Origin of the sequence: Salinimicrobium flavum, from assembly GCF_042684505.1 — a bacterium.
GTDB lineage: Bacteria > Bacteroidota > Bacteroidia > Flavobacteriales > Flavobacteriaceae > Salinimicrobium > Salinimicrobium flavum.
Map to the genome: position 1 here is coordinate 79,090 of NZ_JBHULT010000003.1, position 20,236 is coordinate 99,325.

At 41.1% G+C, this 20,236-nt stretch carries 15 protein-coding genes; 8 read left to right on the top strand and 7 right to left on the bottom strand.

Annotation, left to right across the window (positions count from 1 at the left end; genetic code table 11):
- Positions 1-16: 16 nt before the first annotated feature.
- Positions 17-1,087 (bottom strand): mechanosensitive ion channel family protein, encoded by a 1,071-nt coding sequence (locus ACFSTG_RS00425; RefSeq protein ID WP_380747359.1) that lies wholly within the window; start codon positions 1,085-1,087, stop codon positions 17-19.
- Positions 1,088-1,387: 300 nt separating this feature from the next.
- On the opposite strand from ACFSTG_RS00425, the gene ACFSTG_RS00430 reads away from it, so the two are divergent.
- Positions 1,388-2,575 (top strand): acyloxyacyl hydrolase, encoded by a 1,188-nt coding sequence (locus ACFSTG_RS00430; protein ID WP_380747361.1) that lies wholly within the window; start codon positions 1,388-1,390, stop codon positions 2,573-2,575.
- Positions 2,576-2,744: 169 nt separating this feature from the next.
- On the opposite strand, the gene ACFSTG_RS00435 is transcribed toward ACFSTG_RS00430, so the two are convergent.
- Both ACFSTG_RS00435 and ACFSTG_RS00440 read right to left on the bottom strand, forming a co-directional pair.
- On the bottom strand, positions 2,745-4,967 hold the full coding sequence (locus tag ACFSTG_RS00435) for an APC family permease (RefSeq protein ID WP_380747363.1): 2,223 nt from the start codon (positions 4,965-4,967) through the stop codon (positions 2,745-2,747).
- Between the two features lie 270 nt (positions 4,968-5,237).
- Complete coding sequence (locus tag ACFSTG_RS00440; protein WP_380747365.1) at positions 5,238-5,912, bottom strand: hypothetical protein; 675 nt, start codon at positions 5,910-5,912, stop codon at positions 5,238-5,240.
- A 211-nt stretch (positions 5,913-6,123) separates the two neighbouring features.
- Between ACFSTG_RS00440 and ACFSTG_RS00445 the strand changes: the two genes are divergently transcribed.
- Together ACFSTG_RS00445 and ACFSTG_RS00450 are read left to right on the top strand one after the other, a co-directional pair.
- Positions 6,124-7,128, top strand: coding sequence for an alpha/beta hydrolase (locus ACFSTG_RS00445; protein WP_380747367.1), 1,005 nt, complete (start codon positions 6,124-6,126; stop codon positions 7,126-7,128).
- 121 nt (positions 7,129-7,249) lie between these two features.
- The gene (locus ACFSTG_RS00450; protein WP_380747369.1) at positions 7,250-7,615 is read left to right on the top strand and encodes a DUF2200 domain-containing protein; all 366 of its coding nucleotides are present in this window, start codon (positions 7,250-7,252) and stop codon (positions 7,613-7,615) included.
- A gap of 34 nt (positions 7,616-7,649) precedes the next feature.
- On the opposite strand, the gene ACFSTG_RS00455 is transcribed toward ACFSTG_RS00450, so the two are convergent.
- Both ACFSTG_RS00455 and ACFSTG_RS00460 read right to left on the bottom strand, forming a co-directional pair.
- Positions 7,650-7,847, bottom strand: a complete 198-nt coding sequence (locus ACFSTG_RS00455; RefSeq protein ID WP_380747371.1) for a helix-turn-helix transcriptional regulator — start codon at positions 7,845-7,847, stop codon at positions 7,650-7,652.
- Positions 7,844-8,236: a hypothetical protein gene (locus tag ACFSTG_RS00460; RefSeq protein WP_380747373.1), complete on the bottom strand. Its 393-nt coding sequence runs from the start codon at positions 8,234-8,236 to the stop codon at positions 7,844-7,846. The genes ACFSTG_RS00455 and ACFSTG_RS00460 overlap by 4 nt, the downstream gene beginning before the upstream one ends.
- 563 nt (positions 8,237-8,799) lie before the next feature.
- Here ACFSTG_RS00460 and ACFSTG_RS00465 point away from each other — a divergent pair.
- The 3 genes from ACFSTG_RS00465 (at position 8,800) to ACFSTG_RS00475 (ending at position 13,721) form a co-directional block, all read left to right on the top strand.
- A complete protein-coding gene (locus ACFSTG_RS00465; protein ID WP_380747375.1) occupies positions 8,800-9,372 on the top strand; it encodes a helix-turn-helix domain-containing protein in 573 nt (190 codons plus the stop codon).
- 373 nt (positions 9,373-9,745) lie between these two features.
- Positions 9,746-11,677 carry an InlB B-repeat-containing protein gene (locus ACFSTG_RS00470; RefSeq protein WP_380747377.1) on the top strand — a complete coding sequence of 644 codons (1,932 nt, stop codon included), beginning with the start codon at positions 9,746-9,748 and terminating at the stop codon, positions 11,675-11,677.
- Between the two features lie 76 nt (positions 11,678-11,753).
- Complete coding sequence (locus ACFSTG_RS00475) at positions 11,754-13,721, top strand: OmpA family protein (RefSeq protein WP_380747379.1); 1,968 nt, start codon at positions 11,754-11,756, stop codon at positions 13,719-13,721.
- 106 nt (positions 13,722-13,827) lie between these two features.
- On the opposite strand, the gene ACFSTG_RS00480 is transcribed toward ACFSTG_RS00475, so the two are convergent.
- A complete protein-coding gene (locus ACFSTG_RS00480; RefSeq protein ID WP_380747381.1) occupies positions 13,828-14,919 on the bottom strand; it encodes a PAS domain-containing sensor histidine kinase in 1,092 nt (363 codons plus the stop codon).
- A 388-nt stretch (positions 14,920-15,307) separates the two neighbouring features.
- Between ACFSTG_RS00480 and ACFSTG_RS00485 the strand changes: the two genes are divergently transcribed.
- Positions 15,308-16,627: a paraquat-inducible protein A gene (locus ACFSTG_RS00485; protein WP_380747383.1), complete on the top strand. Its 1,320-nt coding sequence runs from the start codon at positions 15,308-15,310 to the stop codon at positions 16,625-16,627.
- 175 nt (positions 16,628-16,802) lie between these two features.
- Here the strand turns inward: ACFSTG_RS00485 and ACFSTG_RS00490 are convergent, their stop codons facing one another.
- Positions 16,803-19,169, bottom strand: coding sequence for a multicopper oxidase domain-containing protein (locus ACFSTG_RS00490; protein WP_380747385.1), 2,367 nt, complete (start codon positions 19,167-19,169; stop codon positions 16,803-16,805).
- Positions 19,170-19,771: 602 nt separating this feature from the next.
- Between ACFSTG_RS00490 and ACFSTG_RS00495 the strand changes: the two genes are divergently transcribed.
- The gene (locus tag ACFSTG_RS00495) at positions 19,772-20,197 is read left to right on the top strand and encodes an HYC_CC_PP family protein (RefSeq protein WP_380747387.1); all 426 of its coding nucleotides are present in this window, start codon (positions 19,772-19,774) and stop codon (positions 20,195-20,197) included.
- Positions 20,198-20,236: the final 39 nt, after the last annotated feature.

The following is a 20,236-nucleotide window of genomic DNA, read 5'->3' on the forward strand; positions in this document are numbered from 1 at the left end:
GGTGATGGAGAACATTTTAGGGTTTCCCTTTGGTGTTAGGAAAAATTATCTTGTCGGGATAATTATTTAGTTCCTTCATAATATGGGTGAACAATAAAGATTTGGTAGGGCCTGAATTTTTTGGTTCAACAAGGAATCTCACTGTTACTTCGATCCACGTATTGACATTCGCGCGAAATATCACCGAAGGTTTCTCTTTTATCTCGAGTTTCTGAACCATGGAATTCGCAAGGATCTTTTTTAGCCCAATTACCCGTTTCATCATAGCTTCCCCTACTTCCTTTTCGGTAATTTCAGTTACCAAACGTGAGATAAGATCAAGGTCACTGGTATAAGAAACATAGAATTTTACTTCAGTCCATATATATGGAAATAGAGGCCAGGAATAATTAACTACATATTCATTAAAGATCCTGGAATTGGAAAATCTGATGATTCTTCCACTGGGATGATCTCCCGATAAATAATCTCCGCCAAACTCCCAGAGAGTTGTGTCAAAGTATCCCACATTCATTACATCCCCATAGACATTTCCAATTTTTATCCTGTCGCCCACTTCATAGGGTTTGCGAATAAGCAGATACACCCATCCAAACACGCTTGTTAATGGGTTTTGGAGAGCCAGACCGAGAATTAATGATACCACCCCAAATGAAACCATGGTCGCATACCAATTGGAGAATATCAGGGAGACGCCAATAAGGAAGATAAGAACGAAACTTAAAAAATTAATAAGGCTTTTGAAGTTATAAGCACTAGCCCTGTCATCTATTTTTCTGGACAGGATCCGTTTTAAAAGTCGGTTCAGGAATAAGACAAAAGCGATCATCATGGCCCCAAAAACCAGTTTTTGACTTAGGGTAACATATTCTTCTGAGATGGGTAACCAGCGGTATTCAAGGGAGTAATACAACAAGCTCCCAATTAAAAGTACAATTACCGTATAGACCACAAGAAGTAGCGTACTCTTATGTTCTGCGGAAGGAGCTTCCTTTGCCAGATCGGTTTCCGTTAGGGCTTTTTTTATCTTGTCTTCACTAAGGATCTTTTTGATCTCCTCTTCTTCCGATTCTTTTTGGGTATCCATTGATGATCTGTGTTATAGCACTACCTGTCTTGTAAAGGTGTTTAATTTTTTGAATCTATGCAATTTGTGTCTCGTATAAAAACGAATAATTTAATACCTAAATCGGAAGAATTCCTAAAAACCCCGTGACCGACATTCTACTCCAGAAATTATTTGAATAATGAATATTGAATAATGAATCCTTCGTTCGGTAAAAAACTTTCTTTCCTGTTAACCAATAACTCAAAAAACATTGGAATAAAGAATTTGATGTTCCTGATGTCCCCTTCCAAAAAGCTAATTTTTGAGTACTTTTAAGAAATGGGGCTCTTTAAAATCGACAAATGTAAACTGTATGTGGCGAAGCAGGTACCTGTACAGATATGGCTTTGGGTAGTTATTTCTGCTGTATGTGCATCACCCCCTGCTATTGCCCAGACAGATTCTACAGCAGCAAAAGAAAATACCGCTAAGCAGGAACCGCTTTTCTCGATTGGGCTGGGCGTACAACATGGCTTTATTTTCGCGCATTCTGAAGAGGTGCAAAATACAAAGGGGGCACGACCAACCGGTATTGAGGCCATACTTAGCTGGCAGCGCAACGATTCCGCTATCTTTGCCCTTTGCCACTGTTATCCCCGTCAGGGCCTGCTGCTGGCATATTACGATTATGACGTTGGTTTATTGGGCAAGAGTGGTACAGCAGCTTATTTTCTGGAACCCACTTACCGGATTGGCAATGGGGTGCTTTTCTCCTTTAAAGGCGCTGGAGGATTTTCGTATCTAAACAACCCTTACGACAGTATAAGCAATCCGGGCAACCAGTCGTACAGCACTCACGTAAGCGCCTATTTGCTTGTTGGTGTGGGCGCCTGGGTGCGGCTATCAGAACAGTGGTGGCTAAACCCCAGTGTTAACTATCAGCACATTTCGAATGGGAGTGCGCGCGAACCCAACAAAGGCATAAACTGGCCCACTGCCGGCATTGCAGTTAGTTACCAGCCTACCTCCCGTCCCTGGTATACCGGCACACGAACCACCGAAAAATACTGGAAAAACTTCTCTACCCGTTACGATGTCACTTTGCTGGGCACACTGCGTAACGGCACCAACGAAGCCGGTGATCGCAAAAGGTATCTGCTGGGCGGACTCGCGTTGCAGGCGGGAAGGCAAGTGGGAAACCTGAGCATGCTCACTTTGGGAGCCGAAGCTTACCAGGATGAGGAGCTGCAGGAAAAGCTTCGCAGAGATGGTCTTAACACCAGTCCCGTGAAAGTGGGGTTACTGCTGGGACATGAGTTTTTGCTGGGCCGGTTTCAGTTCAGCCAGCGCCTGGGAGTGTACTTGTTTGACGAAACACCTTACTACGATCGCATCTTCCACCGCTGGGGTTTACAGTATCGCATAAACCGTCACCTTAGCGCAGGCTTTAACCTGCTGGCTCACCGTCAGGTAGCAGAGTTTATAGACTTCCGGCTAACCTATACAATTCAGAAGCGGTATGAATAGGGTTTGGAAAAATGTATAATGTATATTGAATATTGTATATTTTGTGATCTGGAATTTCTTCCCACTATCCAATCTAGTTTTTGGAATTTGTCGAGTGGAATTTAAATGTTGTTATCAATCCACGAATTATTCCAATCTTAACTGTAAAGTGATCACAGACCACTAATCCTTATTTTTTACTTATAAAAATTAATGCCGTATCTGTTTTTTCGGCCAGGGCAAGTGCCAAGTGGCCAAATGCTTTTTCATGTTTACCGGTTTCACCCAATCCCATTATTACCAAATCATGGCCGGAAGCCTGACTGATAAGCTCAGCTTCTACATCTTCACTTGGGATGATATGCACCACGGTCTTTCCCGGAATTATGCGGCCCGCAAAACGTGAAAGCCTCAAATTGTTCTTTTGAATTGTTTCCCGGGGGGTATTTAATGGCAGGATTTGGATAAATGTAATTTCAGGCTGTGAGGCACGCCACAGGCTGGCAGCCACCCGTGCCCGTAGCGGGTCATGACTTTCAAATCCGGCTACCGGAATAAGGACCTTCCTTGCTGCAGTAATCTTCCAACCACTGAAAGGCTGCCGGAATACTACTACATCTGCCTTTATATGTTTTACCAGTTTTTCAAGATTCTGATTTGTTTGAAAATCGTTCAGGTCACTTAATCCCAACAGCAAACTCCCGCAATTGTGTTCTTTAGCCACCCGTTCCATCTCTGCCCATGGATGCTCAGCTATAGTAGTGAGTGTTTCCGGTCGCAACCCTGCTTCAAAAGAGGCTTTGAGTGCGTACTGTGTAACGTCCCGGCTCGATAAAAGTCGTTTTTCAAGATCATCCTTTTCGGTGCTTGGGATAACGATGGAATGAAGCAGGATCCTTCCTATTACCGGAGGTGCCAGTGCATTCGCCAGAAACACCATGGATTCAGCATTTGCAGGGTTTGAAATTGGGAGCAGTACGAGGGGACTTAATCCTCTTAACCGGATAAGATCAGGATCCAGGGCATGTTCTGACGCTTCAATAGCCCGGGCTTTTTTCACAAAAAAGGATACAAAGAGAACGGCACCCACAACGAGCCATAACAGTGCAATAAAACCGGCAGCCGGCACCACAATAGCCTGAAATATTGCCAGGCCCAAACAAGTGACTATTCCTACGATTGGAAGGCCTGGAAAAAAGGGGGCTCTGAATGTCTTACTCTCTTTATATCCGCGGTTTCGCATTAAAATCATGATAAGATGTGCCAGGGCAAAAGTGATGAGAAAGATCAAACTGGAAGCCGCACCCGCCGCCGCCAGATCTGGAAGGATCAGCACCAGAAATGCAACAATGCCACAGGTAACCAATATCGACGTTACCGGCGTTCCGAATCTCTTATTAATATTTGAAAGGTGATGGTTTAAGGTACGGTCTTTTGCCATGCTCAGTGAGATCCTGGAAGCTGCAAAGAGGTTGGCCTGTAAAGCCGATAACATCGAAAATATACCCGCTACTAATACCAGCCAGAACCCAAAAGCTCCAAGATAGTTTTGCGCAGCAACGGCCAAAACCGTTTCAGGATTTTCCCTGCTCATTTCTGTGATTGACTCCCCCGGGAGTACGCCCACGGTCGACATCAGAAAAATCAGGGGTATGTAAATCGTAAGGCCTACTGCAAGAGTGCCTATCATTGCCTTAGGGATCGTTGTTTCTGGATTTTTAATTTCACCTGCCGCAGAACCTATCAAATCAAATCCCTGGAGGGCGATAAAGGTATAACCCATTGCTGCGATCACTCCGCTGAATCCACCTGAGAAAAACGGGTCGAGGCTTTGTGTGATCTGACTGAATGGCGTTTGCACAAAAACAGCGAGTCCTCCTGCTATAAGTACGGCGAATACCGCGAGTTTACCAATGTTGATAACTACGCCGCCATCACCGCCACCCCTGGTAAGGCTGAAAGCGAAGTAGCCTATGGCACCCAGGGCCAGCAAAACCGGGAGCATACCCAACTCAAGGATTCCGTTGAGTCCCTGAGACGGAATTTGCTGAAGAGCAAATACAGCAAAGGCACCAAATCCAAGAGCATACAGCACTGCGGCTACCAACGAGGCAAACCATACAATCCACCCCACCCCAAAAGCTACCTGAAGCGATAGCGCCTTCTTGGCATAGGTATAGGTGCCGCCCGACTGCGGATTTGCCGAAGCCATCTCAGCAAAACTGAGAGCAGTAATAAAGGCAATCAATCCGTTCAAGGCAAAGGCCAGGATTGCCGAAGGCCCGCTCACTGCAAAAGCCACCCCGGCCAGGGCCAGTATTCCGCCCCCAACCATGGCACCCACCCCAATGCCTAAAGCTCCAAAAAATCCTATTGTGCGTGTCGTTATTGATGAGGATGAGTCTGGATTCATACTGGGTTAAAATTTGGAAAATAAAAGTTGTTAAGGGTTTAAGGTGTGCTAAATTTAGTCATTACTTTTAATAAAGAAACAGGAAATAAAAGACAAGACCTTTTTCTGAGAAACCAGAGTCAGGAATCTGGAGTCTGGAATTGCTTTATTCGAAATTTGATATAGAAAAACCCCATAGGAAAGACCTCACAGGTTTCGGAAACCTGTGAGGTCTGGCTGTAACTTTGGGGCTGCTGCAACACAAAAGCACCACGATCATCTTAAAATTGTTTAAGAATCAACCGGGGATAAGTCTATCTCACTTTCCCATTCTGTAGATATCACCTCATCCTTTTTGATCAGGTTGCCCGAGGTGGTAATTTTATAGTGGTCTTTTTCCGGATTTTTCAGATCCCAAATGATATTTTCTGCTTCAGGAAAATTGGTATTTCCCTTAATTTGCTCTTCAAACAGTCTTTTGACGATGTTCCTGTCAGAAAGGCCATCGTTAAGTAGTCTCACTATCATTTCCCTGGTAAGGGCGGTTTCATTATTTTCCTCTAAAGGGGTAATGGAACACTCAATTATTGTGGCGCTGGAACTTGGAAATTTTCCGTTGTAAGCTTTAAACAACAGTTGATTTATATGGAATAAGGCTGCCTGTAATTCCATTTCAGGATATTCTTCACATACCTTATCGTTCAACATATCATTTGATATCTGGTCAATTTGACCTTCAGATAAGTGTTCTCCCAGTTTGTAACCTAACACTAGCCTGGCTGCTTCTGAAGGTTCGAAATCTGTAATGGCCATAAAAAGTAATTCCCTTAAACTTTCGGTGCCGGAATCTTCCGCATCAGGATAATCAAATTGCCCCAATAATTGAACATAATCGTCATTTGTCCAGTATTCTGTGATCTCATCAACAGTATGAACGTTCTCTACTTTCACTTTGTATTTCATCATTAAATTTTTTTCGGGTGTAATATTTTCCGAAGCATGGAGTATAGTCATTTAAAATCATTAATCTGTTGTATGAACTCACAACTTTAAGAGCATGAAAATTGATGTGGAAGTAAAGGAAAGTGCCAACTATTACCACAAAGATATTATCTTGAAGCCGCAATAGAACTTGTTTGAAAAAGACTGTCAAACTTTAAGATGCAATAGCCTGTCAATGAAAAAAAGATACCTTATCCCTGCTCTTATTTTTATCGTACTGGTGATCACCTATTTTCTGGGTCCTAAACCTCCAGATCCAGAATATGGAACAACCTTCCCTAACCTGCCTGAAAACCTGGAACAACTTGAAAGTTATATTGAAAAAAGAGAGAATCGACTTCCACTCAGGAAGGATAATCATGCGAGGATCCTATGGCAGCAACAGGAGCCGGAGGTGACAGAATATAGTCTCGTCTACCTGCACGGATTTGGCGGCAGTTCACGGGACGGGTACCCTGTTAACGTCCAAATAGCCGATAGTTTGGGAGCAAATCTCTACCTCTCCCGGTGGGCAGGTCACGGAATGGTAGCTGAAGAAGCTCTTGAGGATTTTTCGGCCGAAGCTGCCTGGAGATCGGCAAAGGAAGCACTGGCAATTGGTGAAAAGATTGGTAAAAAAGTGATTCTTATGAGCACTTCCACGGGCGGTACTCTCGCTTTTAAACTGGCTGCTACCTATCCCGATAAAGTACACGGCCTCATCAACCTGTCACCATACATAGAGGATGAGGTTGATGGAGCTTTCCTTTTAAACTCACATTGGGGTTATGAACTGGCGCACCTCGTTTCTTTTGGAGACCATATGAAAATACAACATGAGAAAGAAATAGCTGCACAGTATTTCGATACCATTTATCCCTCTAAAGCACTGGTAGACCTTCAGGTTTTAATAAGTTCGGTCACCACGAAAGAGACTTTTCAGAAGGTGAATTGTCCGGTGCTCACGCTTTATTATTATGAGAATTTCCTGAAAGAGGATGAACATGTAGAGGTAGAGGTTTATCCTGAGGTCTACGAATTACTTGGAACCCCTGATTCTCTCAAAAAGATGGTAAGACTAGTGGAGCCGAAAACCCATTTCCTGGGAAGTGATATAAAATCTGATAATACAGAAGTGGTGGTGAAGGAGATCGTTGAATTTCTGCGGAAAACGATGAATTCAAACATCCAAAGTCTTTAGACGTTAGCTGTTAGCCGGTTTCAAAAGTTTGAAATTCTAATTTCGTACTTTTAAATTCCGAGAGTTGTCCTCTGTCCTCTGCCAGACTTCTAAATTTTTTATATTTTGGATAAAAACAGTAATGAACACTACTAAAGCTCACAATGAGCGTATGGCAAAAATGACCTTTGCCTCTGTCTACCCTCATTATCTCACCAAAGTGGAGAAGAAGGGCAGGACCAGGGAAGAGTTACACAGGGTCATAATGTGGTTAACAGGCTTTGATGAAACGAAGATCCAGAACCTGATAAAAGAAAAGGTGACTTTTGAAACCTTCTTCCAGCGTGCTTCTCTTAATCCAAATGCACACCTTATCACCGGAGTAATTTGTGGGTATCGTGTCGAAGATATTGAGAATCCTTTGACACAGCGGGTTCGTTACCTGGATAAGTTGGTAGATGAGCTGGCGAAGGGAAAGAAGATGGAGAAGATCCTGCGCGGGTCGTAAGTCAGCTGGTTAATTGGATTCGAATATACCCTTTCTAATTATCCTCAAAATGAAATATAGCCTCTATAGGCAATTCAAAAAGTTTTGAAATCCTGAAAGCTGTCGGTAAACTGGGATCAAATTTTTCTTTTTCAATGGCATTGATCGTTTGCCTGGATACGCCAATAATATCAGCCAGATCTTCCTGAGTGTAGTTTTTTTCAGCCCGAAGTACTTTTAACCTGTTTTTCATGAGTATCTTCTTGTATTTACCGTAATGCAAACTAAATATGTCACTCCTATGAATAATACCAGGTTGCTTATTTCTGCATCGTGACTAATAAGATTGGTGGTGTCCAATAAAGAATAGGATAACCCTACAACAACAGCCAGTCCCAATGTTATAGCCATTGATTCTAAATGAATTTTACGTTCCAGCTCATCAAAATCATTAAACAGGTTTCTGTTTGCGATGATCATTAAAATTCCATTGGTGAAGTTGACAACAACTGCGAGGACCGTTAAAACAGTGTGATCATCCCAAATGTACTTCGGGCCAAAAGAGGCAATTGCCATCGTTGCTACCCAACTCCACGTCCATGCAGCAAGTCGATGGAGATTCTTTTTACGTGCTTTTCTCATTTTTAATGTAATTAAAGGTTGACTTAAAGTAAAGTTAACTTTACAAATGTAAACAAATAATTTAAATGTCAAGTCTTATTTACAAAATAAATAAAAAAGGTGTATTGGAAACGGCTCGTTTCAACGTATGGAGGCCGTATTCTTTAGTCTTAAAAAAGCCATTAGCTGTGAGCCGTGTGTTTATCATTCAAGGTCAAAGTCTGGGGTTCAGGTTGTGTCATTTAGACAGAGCGAATTATTCGGTAGAATGAGGTTGTGACCAGGATTCTTTTGATTAAACATTAGCCATTAGCTACTGGTTTTAGACTGGTTTAAAAATTTCCTACTTCTAAATTCCGGAAGCCGTCCTCTTTAAAAAATAAGGAATTTAATGCTTCCTTATCTTGTAAAACTTTAATTAAAACTCCCCTTGGGAAGCCCCGCTGAGTTTTAATCATGTACATTTAGTGCCGGATATTATGTTTTTATTCTTGCCGGTCATAGGGGATTTCATCTATGAAATAGGGAAGTAAATCCCGTTTCGGTTGCGCTGAAACATATTATTAAGTCCCTAAGAAAAAACCATGAAGTTATATATAAAATACATGGTTGGTCTTCCTTGTAGAGAACGGGTGAAAGAAGAACTGGAAAGGTTGAGGATTCCTTTTGGAATAATTGACATTGGAGTGGTTGAACTTCCAGATGATTTAAGTCTGAAACAGCGGGAGAAACTTAAAAACAATCTTTTATCATATGGGCTAAAACTGTACTCGACCAATAAAGGTATTCTGTTCGAAAAAATAAAAGCTGCAATTCTTGAAATGATCAGTTATTCTGATGGGCAGCCGGTAATGAGTTTTTCGATTTACCTCAGTAGTAGGTTAGGTTACGACTACACCTACCTGGCCAATATTTTTTCTGAAGTGAGCGGGATCTCCATTCAACAGTATATAATTCTCAGTAAAATTGAAAGAGCAAAAGAATTGGTTTTAACCGAAGACATAAGTATATCTGAGATCGATTATCAATTGCATTACAGCAGTGTGGCCCATTTATCGGGTCAGTTTAAAAAAGTTACCGGTCTTTCTCCTTCGGGTTTTAAATTGATCAGGCAGCAAGAGGAAAACCTCGTGAAAAACAAAAGAGAAAAAGATTAGAACGGCTTGGGAAAAAGGCTAGGAAATTAATGTATCGAGAACTTTTGGAAGAATTAAATTTAATCCCGTATGAAGTTTTCCTTTTCTCTCGACCATTCATTCACTTCTATTCATATCCTTCCCGCTTAAAAGCAATTATTACCGTTAATCGACAGGTTTCAAATTTTCATTTGGTTTTTTTCCTTCATTTAAAATCTGATTACGACTCTATTAAGGCTCCAACCTCAGCCTTGGCGGCCTGTGTATGCCAATAGTTAAAATATACCCAATAGTGTGAATTGTATAACATCTCCGGCCGGCTTGTCCCTCAAATTTGCACGGGTGAAAATTACTTCACTTTGGCCCCATGCCATTAACCCCTAAACAAGAATATATGCATTTTAAAAAATTACATTTAACCTCTGTCCTGGCTTTTGCTTTCGCAATGGTGTTTTTAGTTGCCGGTTGCGCCAAAGATGATGTCGAGGAGATCATTGGAGTATGCCCGATTATATTATCCACAATCCCCGAGGATGGTGATATCAACGTTCCTCTTGACCAGGTAATATCGGTCACCTTTAATACAGAGTTAGACCCTCAAACGGTCAATTCACAAACATTTAAAGTAAACGGAACATCTGCCTTGGCAGGAACCATTACTTATTCAGAATCAACGGCTTTCTTTACACCCTCTGCAGATCTTCTACCAAACACAACCTACACGGGAACTGTTACTACAGGGATCAAAGATCCTTTAGGTAGTGCCTTGCAGGAAAATTATGTGTGGAGCTTTACAACGGTACCGCAAATAACTGTGACTGCTTCACCAGAGACCAGTGGTACTGTCACAGGATCGGGAACATTTGATAATGGAGCTATAGTCACAGTTGCAGCAACACCTAATGAAGGTTTTGTATTTACAAACTGGACGGTTGGTGATAAGGTTGTTTCAACAAGCTCAAGCTATCAGTTTGAAATGGATGGTAACATCGCAATAGTGGCAAATTTTGCGGAGGTTGCTTCCGGAAATTTTAGAATAAATCTTTCTTCAAGTCCTGTTGCCGGTGGAACAACAAATGGATCGGGACAATTTGATGAAAATTCAGTTGTAACTGTTTCTGCTTTACCAAATCAGGGTTACTTCTTCGTAAACTGGACAGAAGGTGAAACTGTAGCTTCTACCAGTGCCAGTTATCAGTTCACTTTGACAGGAAACAGAACTCTGGTTGCACATTACAGCCAAATACCGGAAGATCAATTTGCAGTTATTCTATCGGCAAGTCCATCAGAAGGTGGGTCTATAAATGGTTCTGGTTCATTTGACGCTGAAACTGACGTGACTGTAACAGCAACTCCTAATTCAGGATATACTTTTGTAAACTGGACAGCAAACGGAGAGGAAGTATCAACAGATTCTGGTTATACCTTTGAATTAACTGAAAACACTAATCTGGTTGCTAATTTTGAGCGTAACACCTACACATTAAATGTAACCGCAGAATACGGCGAGGTTGAAATAAATCCAAATGATCAAAATTACAATCATGGAGATCAGGTTGTCCTTACCGCTAAACCTGCTGATGGATATGAATTTTCATCATGGAGTGATGATGCTTCAGGAAACAATAATCCATTGACTGTGGTCATGGATTCAGATAAGAATATTACCGCTAATTTCACCCAGGTAAATACCGGTAATCTTGAGGGAATAAACCTGCTGTCTGCTGCAGATTTTGTTGTTCTTGCAGGAGCGGGTATCACCAACACTGGTATTAACACTATTCTAAACGGTGACGTGGGTTCTTATCCCACAGCTACTATTACAGGCTTAGACGAGACCAACGTTAACGGTACACTTTATACCACTGCCAATCCTATTGTTGAAGAAGCTAAAATAGATTTGACGGCAGCTTTTAATGATGGCCAGTCGAGATCTTTAAACCCTATCTCGTTACCGGGACAACTTGGAGGTTTAACCCTTGCTCCCGGATTGTATGCAAATTCAACTTCAACGGGAATATCAGGAACAGGACCGCAGGGTATCCTAACACTACATGGGGACGCAAATGCTGTCTGGATTTTCCAGATAGGATCTACGCTCATTACAGATCCGGGTACAAGTATTGTCCTTTCAGGTGGTGCAAAAGCTGAGAATATTTTCTGGGTGGTAGGATCTTCCGCAACTCTTGGAACTACTTCTGTTTTCTTCGGAAATATCCTTGCCAACATATCAATTACTCTAAATACCGGTGCAACTGTAGACGGAAGGGCATTGACCAGAACAGGCTCTGTTAGCCTGGATTCGAATACAGTGACAAAACCGTAATCCTTTTTAGGATCAGGAAAAAACAAAATTTTTATAAACAGGGGCTCTGCATGGCACAGCCCCTTATAACTCAAATATGAAAAAACTACTATTTATTTTTTTAATCGCATTAGTTTTCCAAATGCCTTCTATGGCACAGGAAGCTCAATACGAAAAACCAACCTGGTTATTTGGTGTAGCCGCCGGTGCGAACTTTAATTTCTATCGCGGAACCACTCAGCGCTTAAATTCTGGTTTAACAGTACCTGCTGCTTTCAAAGATGGGGATGGGATCGGACTTTTCGCTGCACCTCTTGTAGAATATCATTTCCCGAATTCTGTTTGGGGAATTATGCTGCAAAGCGGGTATGACAGTCGTCAGGGCGATTGGGATCAGGTGACTTCACCGTGTAACTGTCCTATGGATTTGTCTTCAGATCTCAGTTATATTACCGTTGAACCCAGTTTGCGTATTGCACCTTTTAAGAACGGATTTTATTTGTACGGAGGTCCAAGACTGGCTTTCAATTTAGATAAATCGTTTACCTATGAAAAAGGAATCAATCCTGCATATCCTGAGCAAACAGCAGATCCTGCTGTTAATGAAGATTTTGGTGATGTAGAGAACACAATTATCTCTATGCAGGTAGGAGCGGGGTTTGATATACCTCTGTCGTCAAACAAACAAAAAACTCAATTTGTGCTTTCACCATTTGTAGCCTTCCATCCTTATTTTGGTCAAAATCCACGTGCAACAGAATCATGGAATATTACCACGATAAGAGCCGGTGCTACCCTTAAATTTGGGATGGGACGGAAATCTGTAATTGAAGAAGCTGAAGTTGTAAGACCATCAATTGCATTCACTGTAGATTCTCCAATGAATCTTCAGGGGGAACGCATTATTTCTGAAACTTTTCCTTTAAGTAATTATATCTATATGGATAAAGGATCTACCGCGATCCCAAACAGGTATGTATTACTGGAAAAAGACCAGGTAAAGAATTTTAAAGAAGACCAGGTGGAGGTAAATAATACAACCAACTTATCGGGACGTGCAAAACGTGAAATGGCAGTTTATTACAATGTATTAAATATCCTTGGGGACCGTATGGGAAAAAATCCGGACGCAACCATAACCCTGGTTGGATCAACAGAAACAGGTAAAGAGGACGGAAAAACAATGGCAGGATCTGTAAAGACCTATCTTGTTGAAGTCTTTGGGATCAATGCATCAAGAATTGCTGTTGAAGGAAGAACCGAACCGAAGATCCCGTCAAAAAAACCGGGTGGAACACTTGAGTTGGATCTTTTGCGTGAAGAAGACAGAAGGGTGTCTGTAGAAAGTAATTCTCCTGCCTTGCTTATGGAATTCCAGAGCGGGCCTAATGCACCTCTAAAACCGGTAAGCCTTAAAGGCATTCAGGAAGCACCTGCGGAAAGTTATGTGACCTTCAAGGCCGAAGGAGCAAAAGAGGCATTTACAACCTGGAAACTCGAGCTTACAGACGAAAAAGGGAATGTAAAAAACTACGGTCCTTATACCGAAGAAGAAGTGAGTATTCCCGGAAAAACCATTTTAGGAAGCAGCACCAAAGGAGACTTTAAAGTGAAGATGATAGGTACTGCAAGTGATGGCGAGATCGTGACAAAGGAATCTAAAATAAATGTTGTGCTCTGGGCTCCATCTGAACTGGAGGAAGGGATGAGATTTAGTATTCTTTACCAATTTGATGACGCCAAAGCTATCGCGATGTATGAGAAATATCTTACTGAAGTTGTTGCACCAAAAATCCCTAAAAACGGTAAAGTCATTATCCATGGGCATACAGATGCTATTGGGGAAACCGGGAGCAATCAAATACTGTCTTTGGCTCGTGCCAACGATGTTAAGAAGATCCTGGAAAATGCACTTTTGAAATCAAATAGAAAGGATGTGCAATTTGAGGTTCAGGGTTTTGGTGAAGATACGGCCAAATCCCCGTTTGGAAACAAACTTCCCGAAGAGCGCTCTTACAATCGTACGGTTGTAATTGATCTTCTGCCGGCCAATAGTGCCAGCTAATATTTAAGGTAAAAAATCTTAAGAACAGGATCTGACGTAAAAATCAGGTCCTTTTTTTATTTTAAAAATAGGGTAGCGGTCTTCGCTCTTTCAAAATATGCAATGATCAAGCTCTGAAATTCAAAATAAAGGTTGTTCCAACATTCACTTTACTTTCTAAACTTATATTGCCTCCCAAACTATTCATATAATTATTGACCAGGTATAAGCCTATGCCTTTACTATCGTGATGATCATGAAAACTCTGGTGTAGCCCAAAGATTTTGCCGTCTACCTTTTCCATATCAAACCCAAGTCCGTTATCCGAAAAAATAATACGTATGAAATTATCCACTTTTTTAGAAGTAATATCAATTTTCGGAGTACAACCGGGTCTGGAATATTTTATTGAATTTGAAATTAAATTGAGAAATATGCTGTGCAGATAAAAGGCATTGGATTTTATATCTGCCACCTCCGAAAAATCTATATTAAAAACTGCTTTGGAATCTTCAATTAAAACTTTTAACGGCTCCAGTGTATTGTCCAGGGTGTTCTTAAGATTGACTTTTTCGAGTTTTACATTTAATTTATCTTCTTCATTTAAAATATCAATATGTTTGTTTAAGGTGTCATTCAGCTGAAAAGCCGAGGTTTCCACCATCTCCAAATAAAGCAGGGTATCTTTATCCTGTATGGTCGAGGTATCTATAAGGTTTATAAGTGAGATCAAATTACTCACTGGAGTCCTGAGATCATGGGAAGTGGTATAGGTTAATTGCTTAAATTCTGCATTGACTTTGGTAAGATTGGTAAGCAGGGAATTTCGCTCTTCTTCCAATTTTTTAATATGGGTAATATTTTTAGCGATGGCATAAATTAAATTCAGGGATGGTTCTGGGATTGAGGTCCAGGTGAGCCACACAATTTCCCCTGATTTGGTCAAATACCTGTTTTCGAAATTTAAAAGGGGTACATCCCTTTTTAAATGGTCTCTATAGCTGGATGTAATACTTTTATCTCCCGGGTATATATTATCACTTATTGGCCTGGAAAATAATTCTTCCTGGGTGTATCCCAATAACTTCAGAAAGGCAGGATTTACCCTTCGGAAATATCCGTCATAACCTGCAATGCAAAGAAAATCGGAGGATGACTCGAAAAAAGGTTCAATGTTAAATGGTTCAACATTTATGGGAGGCTTATCAAAAATGGGCATAGTATCGAATTCGTTTTTATTTTATCCTTAGGAGTGTAATAAAAATTTCACCTGAAGGCTTTGCATAAAAAATCTGGTTAAATTGATGGTGGGGCATAAATTTAAAGAGGTTTAATTAAATATTGAGATAAACTAGAGGACTCAAACATACAATTAAAAACCCGTGAAAATCCATAACTTACAAGGAGGTAGTGTATTTCACCGCTTTTTTAAGCTTCTTAAAGTTTTTTGAAGGAGAAATGGAATCCGGTATTTTGGGAAAAGAATCAAGGCTTAACGCCGAAGGTTGGAGGTTTTAACGACAAGCCTTCAGGTTGATTCAGGAAGTAAAACATGATGAAATTTATCCGGATAAAAGGTTTACATTTAATGCCTGTTCCGGAAAATGATGTCTAAAACTTTACAACGCCTCCTCCTTATGATCTTTACAGGCGGTCTGCTAGCCGTCGCGGGGTGGAGCAGCTATCTCGTCTATAAATATTCTTCAGAAGCAGCTGAGATCAAGAAAGACTACAGCGAACTTAACAGCATTACTCACGGAATCCTTTCGGTAAATATTTGGAGGGATCATTTGACCAGTATGGTCCTTAACCGTATTGACGATTTTGAATTCACCCCTGAACAGGAAGATACCCTTGTCCTTCAGGTAGAGAACATTCTTACCGCAGGGATCGATCAGGGGGATAGTTTGATCAACCTCAAACAGAAGTCTATAAAGGGGAAACTCAGGAAATTTGCAGTAAGAGCGCTGGTCCCCGAGGAAAAGATCAGAGCCCTGGTACCTATGTTCGCACAGACCATAGTGGATGAGATCCAAAAACCCGAAAATAAAGAAGCGTTGAAGTATGTCATAAAAAGCAAACTTCAGGAATACAGTGATATGACTCATGCAGATTCTGAAGTTGCTGTTTTACAACTAAATGAGCTTCTTGAGAAGTATGGGGTTGCCGATCTTAAAGGATTCAACCGGAAAACTTCAGAAGATCTCAGGGAACTGGAGACCCAAACCTACTTTCATACCTATATCCTGCTCGGCATAATTGGGATCTTTCTCGTTCTTTGGTGGTTACTCAGAAACCAAAGACCCTTGCATACACCTTTGTTTATAATTTCTGTTCTGGCATCTTTAGCGGTGCTATTCGCAGGACTCACTGCCCCAATGATAGAAATAGATGCACGTTTCCAACAAGTGAATTTTTTACTGATAGGGGAAGAGATATCTTTTAATGACCAGGTGATTTTTTTTCAAAGTAAAAGTATCCTGCAGGTTATCGATATCCTGTTTGACACGGGTAAAGTAGATTCGGTTTTTGTAGGGATCCTTATTCTTGCCTTCAGCATAATTTTTCCTGTTGCTAAACTAATATCCACTCAGATCTACCTGGGCGGAAGTGAAAAGCTTAGGAAAAATAAGATCCTGAAATTCTTTGCCTTTAAGTCGGGGAAGTGGAGCATGGCTGATGTGTATGTGATCGCCATTTTTATGGCATATATAGGCTTCCAGGGAATACTGGACCACCAACTGTTAGCTTTGAATATGGAAACTGAGTCGCTTGTAAGTATCTCGACCAACAAAACCTCTTTGCAGCCCGGGTTTATTATTTTTATTGGCTTTGTTTTATTTAGTCTTATCCTTTCTACCATTCTTAAAAAGATGACGGGATTAGAAAAAAAATCAAGAAACAAGAGTCAGGAGACAAAAGTTTGATAGTCGATATACGGGTAGTCGGGTGTTTTTTGTTTTTCTTCAGTATAACGCCACCAGAGTTACCAGGAACAAGAAGAAGAACTCAGGGAAAAATTTCAGCAGACGAGACCCAGGGAAATTTCTAAAACAGAATGATTAATTTTCCGCGCCGGTATTTCCACTTGTTTCGCTATATTTAAAACCGAACAGACAAGCCACCCCCTGCTCCGAACCTGTTGTCATAGCTGCCAAGTATCGAAAAATTTTTGGAAAGGAAATATTCCGCACCAACCTGGAACACCTCTTCCTTTTCAAAATTGTCACCATCAGGTAATTCATCAACCCAACCAAAATCTGCCTGGAATTCGTACTCGCCAAAAACTGCTATTCTCCGGAACAGCAGTATCTCCCGACTAATGCTTACCTGGGGACGCAATTTATGATCTATACGAAGGTCCAGATTGAACATGAAAGGGGTAAAATATCTTATTCCCGCAATAGCAGAAGTCGAAATTTCATCCATGCTGTCATGTTCTTCATTTTCCAGATTGATTCCGCCAAACACCCTGAACCAGTCATTTAAATATCTTTCATAGGTAAGTTCTGCTTCCAGGTTTTCATTCCAGCCATATTCCCCGCGAAGGCTAAACTGATTCCGGATATTAGAGGAGACCACATTCAATTCAGTCATATGAGATGCCACATCAATCATTCCCCAGGTAAAGTAATGATTGCTTTTGTTGGTAAGAATTTTAAGAGGATGTTCCTTTAATCGTTCATCCCTGGGAGTACCATAAGAATAAACCCGGGCCATCCCCGCGTCCATGTGGTACAGAATATGACAATGAAAAAACCAGTCCCCATACTCGTTAGCATCAAATTCGATAACTACCTTTTGCATGGGAGCAACATTTACGGTATGTTTTAGAGGAGAGTGTTCCCCCTTGTCATTTAAGACCCTGAAAAAGTGCCCGTGTAAATGCATGGGGTGATGCATCATGGTGAGGTTGTTAAGGGTAATTCGGGTTACCTCCCCTTGTTTTATTTTTATTTTATCGCCTTCAGACAATGGCACCCCGTTCATACTCCAGATATAACGCTGCATATTCCCGGTTAAATTCAACAGGATTTCTCTCACCGGTTGATCAGAAGGGAACTGGGTGTTCTCCTGCGACTTAAGGTAGTCATAATTGAATACTGCGAACATGTTCATGTCCTTCATTTCTTCCTCTGGATCCATTCCCTCCATCGGCATTTGGCTATCCCCGTTTTTGGTCGTCACTTTTGCATCCTGGTGATCTTCATGATCCATTTCCCCTGGATCCATGTCTTTGTTCTTAATGGTGTCTGTTTCATCTTGGGTTTGGTTCGTCTCCCCGTGATCCATCTTTCCATGATCCATTTCATCCATGTTCATACCGTATTTTGCCATCATTTTTTCCGGTTCTTCCTTTCCGGGACGAAATTTCATCGCGGGAGCGCCCATCTTCATATCCATGGCTGCCATTTCTTTCATCATTTTAACGAGGTCAGGTTTGGGCAGGTCGTCCGGTGCACTTATGTTTTCACCTTTACCAAGAAATGCAGAGGTTTGCCCTGTGCCATCTTGTGCTGTCGCTCTTACTTCCAGCTGCCCGCTCTGTGGAATAGTAACAATGAAATCATAGGTTTCTGCTACTGCAATGAAGGTTTTTTCGTGCTCTACGGGTACCACATCAAGCCCGTCTGCAGCTACTAATAAAGGATCGTTTTCTCCTCCAAAGGTTAACCAGAATTGAGTGGATGCCGCAGCATTTATGAAACGGAGCCTTACTCTTTGCCCCGGTTGAAATTCGGGATACCTCATGGAAGTAGCTCCGTTGGTTAGAAAAGCGGGATAATAGACATCAGATATGTCCACCCCTTCCATCCTTTGCCTCCAGAAGTTAAGCTGAGCGCCTAAAGCACCTTTTGAAATAGCTTCACTGAGAGGAACGACTGTATTCTTTTTAATTCCATACCATTCCAGCCCACGTTTTAGAGTTCTTAAAACTTCAGTAGGTTTCTCAAAAGTCCAGTCGGCCAGGACCAGGACCAGATCTGTATCGTAATCCAGATCCTCTTCAGGGTCTTCTATAACAATTGAACCATAAACACCATCCTGCTCCTGTAAGCCGGTATGGGAATGGTACCAATAAGTCCCCGACTGCTTCAACTCAAATTCATAGGTAAAGGTTTCACCCGCTTTTATGGGCGGGGTGGACAGGTAGGGCACCCCGTCAAAAAAGTTTGGAAGCAGGAGACCATGCCAGTGTACAGAGGTCTCGACATCCATATCGTTTTTGACATGAATTACTGCATACTCCCCTTCGGTAAACCTTAAGGTAGGTCCGGGGATACTTCCGTTAATGGTCATCCCGGGTTTTTCCTTACCCCCAATATCAACTACCTCCTGGTCAATGGTTATTGTGTATTCCCTAATGGGCAGGTCATTTACATTTCCCTCTACTGATGGAGGTTTTTGAGCAAGCGCAAAATTCACATTGACAACTATCAGTAATGCGGCAATCAAATATATTTTCATTCCTTTTTCAGTTAAATAAAATATTACCGGTTAATCAAATAGCCTTCTTTTTGGTTAGAATGTTATTTAATGGTTTTTGACAGAGTAGCTTTTCAATCTTTTTAAGGTAAACTCCATCGGGACTCGTTTCCGGAATTCTTTTTTACTTTCTATTTTCGGTATTGCTTAAAGCTACCTAATCGCAGATTTGAGACAAAATAAGGAACGTTAACATTTGGATAAATTTTCATAATTGAATAAGCATTAGCTTACTTCACAGTTTTACAATCAATTCCTCTTTCTTCCTTAAAAAGCACATCGCAAGTTGCAGCTTTTGCTTTTTTGTAGTTTTGCAAAAGTCCCAAACAGCCACCCGGGAAGGTTCTTGCTCATGGGATAAGAAACTCTTTTATATAAACGATAAAAGGGATGGAGCCTAAGTCACCTTTTTTAAATTACTCATGTACTCCATTTTTAAAATAAAATGGGAGAAGAATATTGTGTTCTTATTTGCAGTTCAGCCGAATAGAAACAGGAATTGTTCATAAGCTGTAAATAAAAAAAAAGAGGAAACTAATGTTAAAAATGTTGATCGCATTAGCATTTTATTATATTTGGCATTCATGAAAAAAGTTTCCCTACATACTTTTTCGTTCATGATGGCCATTCTGGTCCTCTTTTCCACCATGTCTTTCACGGTGGAAAAGCATTTCTGTGGTAAGAGTTTAGTAGGGCACGCGGTATTTTCTTCTGTGGAAAAGTGCAAAACTGAGACACATTCCTGTGGAGTGGAAGGGATGATGAGCCACATGAAGATGGGTAAAGATTCCTGCTGCTCAGACACAACTGAACGTATTCTGGGTCAGGATGAATTGAATGTTCATTCGGTTTCTTTCGATATTGTACCTCAGACCTTCATCGTACCTATTTCTTTTATTTTTATAGACCTCCTTCCGGAGTTATCTCCAGAGGTCATATCTTATCCTCCTTATGAACCTCCTCAACTGGTATATGACATTCAGGTCCTGTGCCAGGTATTCACCATTTGATTTTACAGTTGTATCAATTTTGTTGATACTTATGGAGAA